The 14771-nt window shown below is 61.8% G+C and carries 6 protein-coding genes; 3 read left to right on the top strand and 3 right to left on the bottom strand.

Annotated elements, in window-relative coordinates; all coding sequences use genetic code 11:
- Positions 1 to 47: 47 nt before the first annotated feature.
- The gene (locus MKP08_RS06925; protein ID WP_241555455.1) at positions 48 to 1220 is read right to left on the bottom strand and encodes an acetyl-CoA C-acetyltransferase; all 1173 of its coding nucleotides are present in this window, start codon (positions 1218 to 1220) and stop codon (positions 48 to 50) included.
- Positions 1221 to 1506: 286 nt separating this feature from the next.
- On the opposite strand from MKP08_RS06925, the gene MKP08_RS06920 reads away from it, so the two are divergent.
- Both MKP08_RS06920 and MKP08_RS06915 read left to right on the top strand, forming a co-directional pair.
- Positions 1507 to 4587: a TonB-dependent receptor gene (locus MKP08_RS06920; RefSeq protein ID WP_241555454.1), complete on the top strand. Its 3081-nt coding sequence runs from the start codon at positions 1507 to 1509 to the stop codon at positions 4585 to 4587.
- A gap of 277 nt (positions 4588 to 4864) precedes the next feature.
- The gene (locus MKP08_RS06915) at positions 4865 to 8122 is read left to right on the top strand and encodes a TonB-dependent receptor domain-containing protein (RefSeq protein ID WP_241555453.1); all 3258 of its coding nucleotides are present in this window, start codon (positions 4865 to 4867) and stop codon (positions 8120 to 8122) included.
- A gap of 88 nt (positions 8123 to 8210) precedes the next feature.
- On the opposite strand, the gene clpB is transcribed toward MKP08_RS06915, so the two are convergent.
- Both clpB and MKP08_RS06905 read right to left on the bottom strand, forming a co-directional pair.
- Complete coding sequence (gene clpB, locus MKP08_RS06910; RefSeq protein ID WP_241555452.1) at positions 8211 to 10790, bottom strand: ATP-dependent chaperone ClpB; 2580 nt, start codon at positions 10788 to 10790, stop codon at positions 8211 to 8213.
- Between the two features lie 136 nt (positions 10791 to 10926).
- Complete coding sequence (locus MKP08_RS06905) at positions 10927 to 12372, bottom strand: helicase HerA domain-containing protein (protein ID WP_241555451.1); 1446 nt, start codon at positions 12370 to 12372, stop codon at positions 10927 to 10929.
- A 136-nt stretch (positions 12373 to 12508) separates the two neighbouring features.
- Between MKP08_RS06905 and MKP08_RS06900 the strand changes: the two genes are divergently transcribed.
- Positions 12509 to 14761: an acylase gene (locus MKP08_RS06900; protein WP_241555450.1), complete on the top strand. Its 2253-nt coding sequence runs from the start codon at positions 12509 to 12511 to the stop codon at positions 14759 to 14761.
- The last annotated feature ends 10 nt before the right edge of the window (positions 14762 to 14771 follow it).

Raw genomic sequence — 14771 nt, 5'->3', positions numbered from 1 at the left:
TGCCTAGACAGACTCAACACCAGGGGAATTTATCTTCGAGCCGTGACCTACATCGCCTCGACGATCGTGACGTTGGCGACGCCGCCGCCCTCGCACATCGTCTGCAGGCCGCGCTTGGCCCCGCGCGCCTTCATCGCGTGCAACAGGGTCGACATCAGCTTCGTGCCCGACGCACCCAGCGGGTGGCCGAGTGCGATCGCGCCGCCATTGACATTGAGCTTGTCCGGATCGCCCCCGACATGCTTCAGCCAGGCGAGCGGCACCGGCGCGAACGCCTCGTTGACCTCGTAAAGGTCGATGTCGTCGATGGTCAGCCCCGCGCGCTGCAACGCCTTGTCGGTCGCGAACAGCGGCTCTTCCAGCATGATGACGGGGTCGCCCGCGGTGACCGTCAGGTTGACGATCCGCGCCATCGGGGTGAGGCCGTAATCCTTCAACGCCTGTTCGGACACGATCAGCGCCGCGCTGGAACCATCGCAGATCTGGCTGGCGCTGGCGGCGGTGATCACGCCTTCTTCCGACAGCTTTTTGACCGAAGCGATGCTTTCCAGCGTTGCGTCGAAGCGGATGCCCTCATCCACGGTGTGCATCTCCGCGCCATCGGGCGTCTCGATCTCCACCGGCACGATCTCGGCCTCGAAACGGCCCGCCTCGGTCGCGGCGATCGCCTTCCTGTGGCTTTCCAGCGCGAAGCGGTCGAGGTCGTCCTTGTCGAAGCCGTGCTTCTTCGCGACCATCTCCGCCCCGACGAACTGGGACCACATCACGCCCGGATATTTGGCCTCGAGACCCGGCGACTTGTAGTTGCCCAGCCCCTCCTTCATCGCCAGCGTTACCGGCGTGCCCATCGGAACGCGGCTCATGCTCTCGATCCCGGCGGCGACAACCACGTCCTGCGTGCCGCTCATCACCGCCTGTGCGGCGAACTGGATCGCCTGCTGGCTCGATCCGCACTGGCGATCGATCGTCACGGCGGGCGTCGATTCCGGCAGCAGCCGCGCCGCGAGCACGGCGTTGCGCCCGACCTGCATACCCTGCTCGCCCGCCTGCCCGACGCAGCCCATAATGACGTCCTCGATCGCCGCGGGATCGACGCCGGTCCGTTCGACCAGCGCATCCAGCGAATTCGCTGCAAGGTCGACCGCGTGAACCCCGGCAAGGCGACCGCCGCGGCGCCCCCCGGCAGTGCGTAACGCATCGACGATATAGGCTGCGGACATGTGGCTCTCCTGAAGGTGGGTTTTTATTTGCCACCGGCGGTGGGGCGAGTTGGGGGGCGGAGTCAAGGGAGGGGGGCGGGTGTTCCAACCTTCCCAACTTACGGTGCCACAGGAAGGCAACGGAAACGTTGCAAATGTGTCACAGCCTGGACGGCGGAGGCCTGCATCGGGATGGAGGCGATTGAACACACCTGCGAATTCGCGCAATGCCATCATATTCAGCTGCGAAAAAGCCCTTTGGGGGAGGCTGATTCCTTCGGATAATGTTCAAGAGGATTGAACCCATATGACATCCCATCCAATTCGAAGCGGAATTCTGCGTAAGCGGAAGCTTTCCGCGGGAACCGCATTTCAGGCGCTCGCTCTTCTTGGGGCAGGTGCCGTGGGCGGGCTTCTGGTTGCAGAACCTGCGGCTGCCCAAGACGTCGCGGCTGGCCAAATTAGTGGTACTGTCGTTGATGACGCCGGCAGCCCAGTTGCGGGCGCGACTGTTACGGTTCAGTCCACCGATCGCGGTTTCTCCCGCACTGCGACCACCGGCTCTGCAGGCGGTTTTACGTTCACCGGCCTTTCGTTCGGCGGTTACGACATCGTTGTTTCCGCTCCGGGCTTCGGCACCACTCGCGTAACTTCCGCCTCCGCTGCCTTGGGTGGCTCGTCTTATACGGTCACCTTGACGCCTGAAGCTACGGCGGGCGGCGCAGAGATTGTCGTTACCGGGACACGCGCGCGCTCTCTCGATTTTTCACAGGCCGCAACCGGGCGCACGTTCGACGTTCAGGAAATCGCGAGCGATATCCCCGTCCCTCGTACGCTCGAAAGCGTTGCGCTGCTTGCCCCTCAGGTTATTCCGGGTGATACTGCTTTCAACGGCAATGGCGGTGTGATCTCTCTCGGTGGATCGTCGGTCGCCGAGAACATCTATTATATCAACGGCATGAACGTAACGAATTTTCGGACGTTCGTCGGTGGCTCTACGGTTCCGTTCGAATTCTACGATCAGGTACAGATCAAAACCGGGGGCTATCAGGCCGAGTTCGGTCGTTCGACCGGCGGTGCCGTGATCGCCGTCAGTCGCTCGGGTAGCAACGAGTTGCACGGCGGGATGAACGTCTATTACGAACCCAACGGGCTTCGGGAAGATTCACCTGACACCTATGCGACGCTGAACTCTCAGGGTTCGCGCGAACAGGTGGAAGGTAACGTCTGGCTTTCCGGCCCGATCATCAAGGATCGGCTCTTCGGTTTTGCGTTCGTAAACCCGCGTTACTACAACTCCTCAAGCGTCGCTGTTTCGGGTGTTGAGACGGACTTTTCATACGACACGCCTTTCTACGGTGGTAAGGTCGACTTCCTTCCGTTCGACGGGCATCGGTTGGAGTTCACCTATTTTAACGACTCGCAGACCGAGCAAACCGACCAGGATACGGGTTCGCGTGTTGTGAGCCAGTACGAGTACAAGGGCGGAGAGAACTTCGTTGGTCGGTACGTTGGTAACTTCACTGACTGGATGACTGTCACCGCGATGTACGGCAAGTCGGACTACGAACGTCGCCTTACCGGCACCGATGCGTCCGTTCCTTATACGGTAGACGTGGGCGCTACCACGGAGGGTGTGAACCGGTTCATTCAGGGCATTGGTTCTCTGCTCGACAACGGTTCGGACTCTCGCGAACAGTACCGCGCTGACATCGATATCTTCGCAAACTTCCTCGGAGAACATCACTTTCGCTTTGGCGTCGATCATGAAATCCTGAAGGCGGACAACACTTCGGCTTACTCCGGCGGCGAAATTAACTATTTCTATCGCAACCGGACGGGTGCGCCGCTCTTTGCTTCTTCGGGCAATCCGATTGCACCGAACGAAGTTTACCTCCGTCGTATCGTCTACACTTCGGCAGGCGAGTTCACCAACAAGAACACTGCGTTCTATCTGCAGGATAACTGGGACGTAACCGATCGCCTCAACCTGTCTCTCGGCATTCGCAACGATCGGTTCGTCAACTACGGCAATGGCGGAGACGCGAAGTTCGTCGACATCAAGAACCAGTGGGGCCCTCGCCTCGGTGCGAATTTCGACGTTTTTGGGGACAACCGCACGCGGCTGTCGGCTTTCTATGGGCGGTATTACCTCCCGGTAGCCGCCAACACCAACTTGCGGCTTGCCGGTCAGGAGAACTACTTCCAGGAGTACTATCACTACACCGGTACGTTCGAAAACCCGACACCGGTCGGTCCGCCCGTTTCGACCACCGTGTTTTCCGACACGAACTTCTCGGATGCCAGCACTCTGGTTTCCCAGAACCTCGAGCCGCAGTACATGGACGAGTTCATTATCGGCGCTGAAACGCGGGTTGGTGATCATTGGCGCTTCGGCATCAATGCCACCTACCGGAACCTGAAAAACGTGCTCGAGGATGCTGACCTGAACCAGTATGCGACGGGTCAGTTCTGCGGCGACAATCCAGCCGCCTGCGGTGGTGAAGCGGATCTCTCCGTCGGTTCGGGCGGCTATGTGCTGCTCAACCCTGGCAAGGACGTGATCATCAACGTGCTTCCTCAGGGCGGATTTGCCGGTGGCGAACTTACCATTCCGGCGGAATACCTCGATCTACCGGCTGCCAAGCGTAAGTATTACGCGGTGGAGTTCTCGTTCGATCGTGATTTCGACGGGAAATGGCTCCTTTCAGGTTCCTACACATGGTCGCGCCTGAAGGGTAACTACGAAGGCGGCGTGAAGTCCGACAATGGTCAGGATGATGTCGGTCTGACCCAGGACTATGATGAGCCAGGCTGGATGGACGGAGCTTACGGGTTCCTACCCAATGACCGCCGCCATTCTTTCAAGCTGTATGGCGCGTATTCCTTGACCGATAATTTCCAGGTCGGTGCAAACGCCCGGTTCAGCTCGGGTCGGCCGTACGGTTGCTTGGGCATTTACCCCTTCACCGACGGTCGGGCCAAGGATCCGTATGAGGATGGTGGTGCGGATACTTGGTACTGCGGTGATCGTGGCGCCGGGTTCGCCCCTCACGATGCGGACTACTCGCCGTCCGATAGTGCTGATTCGTCGGTACTTGTTGGTCGCGGAGGCGCCTTCCGCGGTGCATGGGAGAAGCGGATCGACCTTAACCTCCAGTACAAAGTTCCGCTTAACACCGGTGGCGACATGCGCATCCGGGTCGATGTCTTCAATGTGTTCAATTTCGACAGCCCCGTAGACTATAACGAGGTCGGCGATGAGGACACGGTGATCGGCCAGCCCACGCCTACGACCGTCGCGGTTCCGCTCGCCGAGAATTACGGCAAGCCGACTGTGTACCAGACTCCTCGGTATTTCCGCTTCGGCCTTTCCTTCGACTTCTAATCGAACCGAAGGGATAAAAATTTAGGGCCCCGGGCAACCGGGGCCCTTTTTGTTTGCTCAACCTAATGGTTCATCTACCCGCTCACAGGCTAGGCTTCGGGATACGCATGTGTTGCAATTCTGCGACAAGCCCGTGAAAGGAGCTTGAGCGCGATAGTTTTCGGTTTGCCGTATCCAGCCAACCTGCGAATACCTCGTCAGGAGACCTTGGGGAACCGCGCGTGTTAATCACGCCAGCTGCCCCTCGGCGGGACGCAACCGACAGGGGACTAAATACATGAATTCTCGCATCACGACTGTTCGCGGCCAAAAGGGCGTATTCTATACCGGTGCCGCTGCGCTCGCTATTTCCGTAGCTAGTCTGGCTGCGCCCGCGGCCGCTCAGGACTCGCCCACTATCGCCGACTGCGAGGACGTAAATAACAACGGCGTTTGCGACGACGAAGAGGCGGTATCCGCCGATGGCACAACCGCTCCGAGCGAGAACGTGATCGTAGTAACCGGGTCGCGCATCGTGCGCCCTGTCGGTGTCGAATCCCCTGTCCCGGTGACTTCAGTCGAAGCCGGAGAATTGCTCGACAGCGGGTCGATCTCCCTAGGCGACGCGCTGAACGACCTGCCTTCGCTCCGCTCGACCTTCAGCACTTCGAACTCACAGCGGTTCATCGGTACGACCGGACTCAATATTCTGGACCTTCGTGGACTTGGCACCAGTCGCACACTGACCCTTGTCAACGGTCGGCGTCATATCACGGCGAGCGCCGGCGACTTCCAGGTCGATGTGAACACCATTCCTTACGAGCTGCTCGAACGGGTCGATGTGGTTACCGGCGGTTCCTCCGCGGTTTACGGATCAGACGCTATCGCCGGTGTTGTGAACTTCGTTCTGCGCCGCGACTATGAAGGTCTGGAATTGAACGGCCAGGCGGGCATGTCGGAACGCGGCGACAATGGCCGCTATTCTCTAGGTCTCGTCGCCGGCAAGAACTTCGGCGATGGTCGGGGCAACATTGCGCTTTCAGCCGAATTTACAAATATTAGTTCGGTTCTGAATTCTCAGCGTCCAGAACTTTCTGGTGCGGGCATTGGCTTTACAGCGTTTGAAGAGGTGGATAGCGATAGTGACGTACTGAGCAACTCCGACGGCGATCCCGACCTACAGTTGTTCGACAACCTCCGTCTGGACTACCTGTCTGAGGGCGGTACCGTTTATACTTATTGCTTGGACCCTGCCACTCAGCCTTTTGCATGCGGGACAGACGGGCTTGGTGGTGCGCTTCGTTTCAATTCAAACGGACGTCTCTACGCCGAGTCAAACAGTCCGTTTCCGGATGGATATGCCGTAGGGGGAACCGGTTCGGCTTTGTCTGACGGGACACTCATTCCGGATATCAAGCGCTACAATGTAAACCTTCTGGCACATTTCGATGTTAGCGACTCCTTCCGGCCTTATGCCGAGCTTAAGTACGCGCGAATCGAGGCGATCGGTGAGGGTACCCCGTCATTTTTCAACGGCTCTTGTGCAGTAACGTTTGGGTCGATCGGCGGTGCGGCTACCCAATGTCCCACGCCGAACCAGACCGCGACTGCTTTCATCCGCTTCGATAATGCATATCTAAACCCTGAGGACGCAGAACTGATCAGGCGGGTACAGCAGACATTTCTAAGTCTCGGCGGTGTTACCCAACCGAGCCAAGGTTTCTTCATCAGTCGGAATAATTCCGATTTTGGAACGCGCAATGACGAACTCGTACGTCAAACCTATCGTGCGGTTGTGGGGGTCGAGGGCGACCTCGACTCTCGCACTAGGTACGACCTGTCGTTCACATACGGGCGCTTCCGTAGTCATCTGGATGCTCAGAACAATCTAATTTACCAGAACGCACAGAATGCAATCGATGCCGTTATTGATCCGTCAACGGGCGCTCCCGCTTGTCGCATCAATGTAGATGCCGACCCTAACAACAACGACGCTTCATGTATTCCAATCAACATTCTCGGACCGACCGCTGCAATCGGTAGTGGAGCCTTAGACTACATCAATACTGCAGCGACCTTGGATGATGGTGCGGAGCAATATGACGTGCTCGGCTATATCAGTACGAATAGTGGATCGTTCTTCGAGCTCCCCGGCGGCCCCATTTCTGTTGTCTTGGGCGGAGAGTGGCGGCGCGAAACAGCTTTTTCGCGTCCTGACGCCCTTTCCGCTAGCGGCGCGACTTTCTTTAACGCGTTTAGCGCGTTCGAACCGCCAGCGCTTGAGGTTTTGGAAGGCTTCGGAGAACTTTCGATTCCTCTACTCGCTGATATGCCCTTCGCTCGGGAACTGACCCTGTCTGGTGCTGCACGTGTTTCAGACTACAATTCAGGTGCAGGCGGTACGGGGACTGTATGGGCTTACAATGGTAACCTCGTATGGGCCCCCATCGACGACATCCGGCTTCGGGCAAACTACTCGCGAGCCGTTCGCTCGCCTACTCTAAGCGACCTTTTTGCCTCACAGACGCAGAACTTCCTATTCTTCGACGATCCTTGTGATATCGATTTTATAGATCAGGGCAGTGCTACTCGCCCCGCCAACTGTGCGGCAGACGGAGTTCCGGATGGTTTCGACGACATGAGGCAAGGTAACCGCCCGGTACTGCAGGGCGGAAACCCCGAGTTGAATGCAGAAACTTCTGATAGCTATACGATTGGCGGAGTGTTCCAGCCTCGTTTCGCACCAGGCTTGTCGTTTACCGTTGATTACTATAACATAAAGGTGAAAAACGTTATTACGAGTGTGGCAGCTCAATCGATTATTAATAACTGTTACGACGCGGCGGATCTCAACAACTCGTTTTGTGACGCGGTTTTTCCACGTACATCTAGTGGCTCACTTGATCCCAATGCCGCGTTGCTCATTGGGCCAATCAATTTTGCTAAACTCACCGCAGAGGGGCTCGATTTCGACCTCAGCTATCGCAAGACGTTCGATAATGGGGATCGTCTGAGCCTGCGAGCGATTGCGACGCGTGTTCTGGACCGTACCAATTATTTGGACTCGGATAACCCCGAGGTGCCGAATCGAGTTCGCGGTGAATTGGGCGACCCGACATGGGCGGCGAACTTCAATGCTTCGTACAAGCATGGTCCGATCACGCTTTCCTACAGCCTGCGGTTCATCGACAAGATGTACATCGGTTCCGCCGAAAACTACGTGTCGAGTACGCAGCTTTGTGCGGCGAACCTAGACCTCGACCCGACGGGGGATACTACCTATATTCCGCGCACCGATACGCCATGTACGGCAGGCTCGCTCGTCGAGGCTCCGCCGCTAAATCCTGATTATACCGCGGAGGTTTTCTATCCGAGCCGTACCTACCACGACTTACGTCTCGATTTTGACGTGATGGAAGATTACAACTTCTACGTCGGTGTCGACAATCTCACTAACGAGAAGCCGCCATTTGGTCTTACCGGTCTGGGCGCTGGCTCAGGCATCTACGACAATATCGGTCGGTACTTTTACGCCGGCTTCCGCGCGAACTTTTAATTGAAGTTACCTCGGTTCTAGAAAAAGGGCCCCGGGATGCCGGGGCCCTTTTTTGTTGGTGTGGGTACGGAATACGAGAGTTATTCCCCTACCCCACCCGCATCTCAAGCGCGCCGTCGCCTTCGTCGATCTTGACTGTGCTGCCGTCGGGCACTTCGCCGCGGAGGAGTTTGTCGGCGAGCGGGTCCTGCAGATAGCGCTGCACCGCGCGCTTCAGGGGCCGTGCGCCGTAGACCGGGTCGTAGCCCACCCGCCCCAGCCAGCGGCGTGCCGCGTCGGTGAGGTCGAGCTTGATCTTGCGATCCGCCAGCAGCTTCTGCACCCGCGCGACCTGGATATCCACGATCGGGGCCATGTGCTCCTGCGCCAAGCGATGGAACAGGAGGATCTCGTCCAGCCGGTTCAGGAACTCGGGGCGGAAATGTCCGCGCACGACGTCCATCACCTGCGGCTCGACATCCTCCACCGATTGCTCGTCGGTCATATTGGACAGGAACTGACTGCCGAGGTTCGAGGTCAGGATGATCAGCGTGTTGGAGAAATCGACCACCCTGCCCTGCCCGTCGGTCAGGCGCCCGTCGTCAAGCACCTGCAGCAGCACGTTGAAGACGTCGGTGTGCGCCTTCTCGACCTCGTCAAACAGCACGACCTGATAGGGCCGCCGCCGCACCGCTTCGGTCAGCACGCCGCCTTCCTCGTAACCGACATAGCCCGGAGGTGCGCCGATCAGCCGGGCGACCGCATGCTTCTCCATGAACTCGCTCATGTCGATGCGGACCATCGCCTGGTCGTCGTCGAACAGGAAGCCGGCGAGGGCCTTGGTCAGCTCGGTCTTGCCGACGCCGGTGGGGCCGAGGAACAGGAAGCTGCCGAGCGGCCGGTTCGGATCCTGCAGACCGGCGCGCGCACGGCGCACGGCCTTGGAAACGGCCTCCACCGCCTGCTCCTGCCCGATCACCCGCTTGCCGAGGATCGCTTCCATCTGGAGGAGCTTCTCACGCTCGCCCTCCAGCATCCGGTCGACCGGCACGCCGGTCCAGCGGCTGACCACGCCGGCGATGTCGTCCTCGGTCACTTCCTCGCGCAGCAGGGCGTTCTCGGTCTGGCCGCTCGCCTCGGCGAGCTTCTTTTCCAGCTCGGGGATCCTGCCGTAGGAAAGCTCGCCCGCCTTGGCGAGGTCGCCCGCGCGTTGCGCCTGTTCCAGCTCGATCCGCGCCTGGTCGAGCTCTTCCTTCAACCGGCTTTCGGCGTTGATCTTGTCGCGCTCGCCCTGCCAGCGGGCGGTCAGCGCGCTCGATTGCTCCTCGAGCCCCGACAGTTCCTTGCGCAGGTTCTCCAGTCGATCTTTCGAGGCGCTGTCGCTTTCCTTCTGCAGCGCCTGCTCCTCGATCTTGAGCTGGATGATCCGCCGGTCGAGCGCCTCGATCTCCTCGGGCTTGGATTCCACTTCCATGCGGATGCGCGACGCAGCCTCGTCCATCAGGTCGATCGCCTTGTCGGGGAGGAAGCGGTTCTGGATGTAGCGGTTGGAGAGCTGCGCCGCCGCGACGATCGCGCCATCGGTGATGCGCACGCCGTGGTGCAACTCGTACTTGTCCTTGATCCCGCGCAGGATACTGATCGTATCCTCGACGCTGGGTTCGTCGATATAGACGGCCTGGAAACGCCGCTGCAGGGCCGGGTCCTTCTCGACATATTTCTGGTATTCGTCGAGCGTTGTCGCACCGATGCAATGCAGCTCGCCGCGCGAAAGGGCGGGCTTCAGCAGGTTGGAGGCGTCCATCGAACCTTCAGAAGCACCCGCGCCGATCAGCGTGTGCATCTCGTCGATGAACAGGATGATCTGGCCTTCCGCGCCCTTCACCTCGTCGAGCACGGCCTTCAACCGCTCTTCGAACTCGCCGCGATATTTCGCGCCCGCGATCAGCGCGCCCATGTCGAGGCTCATCAGCGTGCGGCCCTTGAGACTGTCGGGCACGTCTCCATTGGCGATGCGCAGCGCCAGCCCTTCGGCGATGGCGGTCTTGCCGGTGCCGGGTTCGCCGATGAGGGCGGGGTTGTTCTTGGTCCTGCGGGCGAGGATCTGCACCGTACGGCGGATTTCCTCGTCCCGGCCGATCACCGGATCGAGCTTGCCCGCCCGCGCCGCCTCGGTCAGGTCGCGGGCGTATTTCTTCATCGCGTCATAGGCTTCTTCCGCGCTCGCGGTGTCGGCATTGCGGCCGCCCGCAAGCTCCTGAATCGCGTTCTCCAGCGCCTTCACCTCGACCCCGGCGGCCTTCAGCGCCTGTCCGGCATTGGTCGTGGTCGCCAGCGCCAGCGCCTGCAACAAGCGCTGAACGGGGACGTAGCTGTCACCCGCCTTGGTCGCGATCTGCTCCGCCTGGTCGAGCACGCGCACGCTATCGTTGTCGAGGCCCGGCGTCTGCTGCGCCCCGCCCCCACTCACGGCCGGAATCTTCCCCAGCGCGGTATCGACCCCGCTTTCGACGTCACGCGGATTGCCGCCTGCGCGAGCGATGAGCCCGGAGGCCATGCCTTCCGGGTCCTCGATCATCGCCTTCAGGATATGCGCGGGCGTGATCCGCTGGTGGTTCATGCGGATGGCGACGGTCTGCGCGGCCTGGAGGAAACCCTTCGCGCGGTCGGTGAACTTTTCGAGATTCATGGGTGGACTGTCCCCTTGTTTCGACTACCGGGCCAAGATGGTGTTGCGGTTTTGCAACACAAGATCGGCGCCGAGATTTTTGCTCGGCGGTAGTGATATAGGGGTCTCCCGCAAGGGTGCGAGAGCGCTGGGTGTTTTATTCCACCGACACACCTTCCAGGCCGGGCACCAGCAGCGTGCGTCCGCCCCCATATTCCTCACGCACCACGATCAGGCCGAGCCGTTCGAGATGGTCGAGCAGGCGGCGGATGCGGCCCGGCGAGCTGGTGCCGTACACCCGCGCCAGCTCGTCGTCGTCCGGCGCGGGGGCACCCAGCGCGTTCGCGGTGGCGATGGTGAGAAAGGGGGCGAGGATATCGTCGTCCACGCCCTCGCCCAGCTCCAGCACGCGGGCGCGAACATGGTCGTCGAGATTGCCCATCCTGACGCTCGCGAGCGCGAAGCGGCGCTGGAACGCGGCCATGTCCATCGGCACGCCGGGGATGCGCGCCTGACGGCAGCGGGTGAGGAAACCCTGGTACTGGCGGCTCGCCGGGCGATAGGTCGCGCCCTCCTCGTTCGCGATTTCACGCAGGATCGCATCGACCCGTGCCTCGCGTTCCCCGTCATCCTCGGTCGGCGCAGGGGCCGCGGCGGCCTCTCGCTCGACCAGCCCGCGCTCGATTTCCTCGACCGGCGGTGGCGGGGGAGCGGGCGGCGGGGGTGGCGGCACGGAGGCGACTTCCTCTGCCAGGTCCTTCACCAGCAGGCTCTCCATCTCGGCGCGCGGCGCCTCGGGCAGCGGCATCAACCCCTCGACCGCGAGCGCCTTGCCGGTCTTCACCGGGCCGATCTTCACCGCCTGCGGACGGCGGCTGATCGCGGGGCCGAGCGCGAGGAAATGCCCGCGCTCGAGATCGCGGATCCGCTCCGCCTGCCGCCGCTCCATGCCCAGCAGGTCGGCCGCGCGCTGCATGTCGATGTCGAGGAAGGTCCGGCCCATCAGGAAGTTGGAAGCTTCGGCCGCGACATTCTTCGCCAACTTTGCCAGCCGCTGGGTCGCCACGACCCCGGCCAGACCGCGCTTGCGCCCCCGGCACATCAAGTTGGTCATGGCGGACAGCGTCATGCGGCGCGTGTCCTCCGCCATCTCCCCGCCCTGCGAGGGCGCGAACATCTGTGCCTCGTCCACCACCACCAGTGCGGGATACCAGTGCGCGCGGGGCGCATCGAACAGCGCGTTCAGGAACTGCGCGGCGCAGCGGATCTGCTGCTCCACCTCCAGCCCCTCCAGCGCCAGCACCACGGAGGCGCGGTGTTCGCGGATGCGGCCCGCCAGCGCCTCGATCTCCGCCGGGGAATAGGCCGCAGCGTCGATCACCACATGGTCGAACACATCGGAAAGAGAGGCGAAATCGCCCTCCGGATCGATCACCACCTGCTGCACCAGCCCGGCGCTTTCTTCCAGTATGCGGCGCAGCAGATGCGACTTGCCCGAACCGCTATTGCCCTGGACGAGCAGGCGGGTCGCGAGGAGCTCCTCCACGTCGAACGTCACCGCCTGTGCGGTCGAATCATGTCCGATGGTGATGCGCGTACCCATGGCCCCAGCGTAGCGAAGGGGATCGCCCAGGCGGAAGGGCGGCAGCCGGAGTTTTCCCGATTCGCCCGCTCGACCGGTTTTCCCCTTCACCCGCATCGCCCGCCCGGCTAGGCCAGCGATGGAGGAGAGGTTGCATATGAAAACTCTGGGGCGGATCGGACTGGGCGTGCTCGCGCTGGTCCTGGTGGTTCTCGTCGGGCTGATGGTGTGGGAACCCTTCTTCGCCGGGCAGGGAGAGGCCCCGCAAACCGGCCGCGCCTACACCGCCGAGATCGTGCGCGATGAGTTCGGCGTGCCGCATATCTATGGCAAGACCGATGCCGACGTCGCCTACGGCGTTGCGGTCGCCCATGCGCAGGACGACTTCTTCACGCTGCAGGACGTGGTGGCGATGAGCCGGGGTCGCTATGGCGCGATCGCGGGCGAGGACGGGGCGCAGGTCGATTTCCTCTACCATTTGCTCGACGCGCGCGGCGTGGCCGATCGCAATTGGCCGCAGGTCCCCGCCGATACGCGGGCGCTGTTCGATGCCTATGCCGCCGGTCTGAACGACTATGCGCAGGCGCATCCGGGCGAGATCAAGCTCGCCAACCTGTTCCCGGTCAACGGGAAAGACATCGCGGCGGGTTTCGCGCTGCGCCAGCCGCTGTTCTTCGGGCTCGGCAGTGTGATCGGTCCGCTCGTGTCCGGCGAACCGCTGACGCCCGAGCACGGGCCCAAGATTCCCGGCGCGACGCCCCAACCAGCAATCGGCGACGCGCCGCCGATCATGGATGAGCGACCCGCAGCGGCCAAACCCGTCGCCAGCCGGGTGAACACACCCGTTGCGCTGGGCGAGGAAGCGGCGATGTCCGGCTCCAACGCCTTTGCCGTCGCGCCTGCCAAAGCGGGCGGCCCGACCACGCTCATCTCCAACGCGCACCAGCCATGGCGCGGCGGCGTCGCGTGGTACGAACTGGTCGTCGAAAGCGGCGAAGGCTGGCATTATGCCGGGGCAACCTTCCCTGGCTCGCCCTACCCCTTCCTCGGCCATAACGAACATCTGGGCTGGACCAACACGGTCAACACACCCGACATGGTCGATGTCTACCAGCTGGTACTGGACGACAGTGGGACCCGCTATCGCCTCGACGGGAAATGGGTGCCGCTGGAACACGAGACGGTCACCCTGCCCGTAAAGCTCGGCCCGCTGGTCCTGCCCATTCGCAAGGACATCTGGCGCTCGGTCCACGGGCCGGTGATCAAGAACGACAAGGGCGCGTTCGCCGTCCGCTATGGCGGGATCGGGCAGCTGGGCCAGCTCGACGCCTATTACCGCCTGAACAAGGCGAAGACCTACGACGAGTGGCGCACCATCCTGTCGCGCATGGCGATCCCCAGCACGAACTTCATCTATGGCGACGAAGCCGGCAACATCGCCTATATCTACAACGCCTCGATCCCCGACCGGCCCGCCACGCTCGACGGCAAGCCGATCGACTGGCGCGGCATCCTCCCCGGCGACGACAGCCGCCTGATCTGGCAGCGCAGCGTACCCTTCGACAGTCTGCCGCAGTACAAGGACCCGGCCAGCGGCTGGCTGTTCAATTCCAACAACACGCCCTTCATCGCCGCCGGTCCGGGCAGCGACCTCTCCCCGGACTCCGTCCCGCCGGAAATGGGCGTCGAACTGAAGATCACCAACCGGGCGCGCCGCGCGTGGAAGCTGATGAGCGAGGCCCCGCTGCTCGACCGGGCGAACCTGGCGCGGATCAAGTACGACACCGCCTACGAGCCCGCGGGCTACATCGCGCACATGATGGCCGATGTCGCCGCGCTGCGTCCGCGCACCCGCGAGATGCAGGCGGCCCAGGCGCTGATGCTGCAATGGGACGGGAGCGAGGACAATGTCGGGCGCGCCGACGCTCTGGCGCTGCTGATGATCAAGCCTTTCATGGCGTCGAGCTACAACAACGTGCCCTGGCCCGATGCGGCCGAGGAGCTGAAACGCTCCACCGATCACCTGATGCGCGTGTTCGGGCGGCTCGATCCGCCGATGAGCGAGTTGCTGCGGTTGCGCCAGCCGGTCGGCCCCTATGCCGTGGACCTGCCGCTCGACGGCGGGTCGGATACGCTGCGCGCATCCACGCTCTGGGACATCGATCCGGACGGCAAGCTGAGCGTGAAGCACGGCGACAGCTTCATCCAGTGGGTCGAATGGCTGCCCGGCCAGCGAGTAAGTTCGCGCTCGATCGAGCCCTACGGCGCGGCGACCACCCGGCCCGACAACCCGCACTATTCCGACCAGGCGACGCTGTTCATCCAGCACCGCCTGAAGCCGGTCCATTTCTGGCGCGACGATGTGATTGCGAACGCGCATTCGCGTCTTGTCGTATCGAGCGCGCGGTAGGATAACGCAC

This window comes from Erythrobacter sp. LQ02-29, from assembly GCF_022576075.2.
Classification (GTDB): domain Bacteria; phylum Pseudomonadota; class Alphaproteobacteria; order Sphingomonadales; family Sphingomonadaceae; genus Alteriqipengyuania.
The sequence above is the reverse complement of the archived record's forward strand: the minus strand, read 5'-3'. Positions and strand labels throughout refer to the sequence as shown.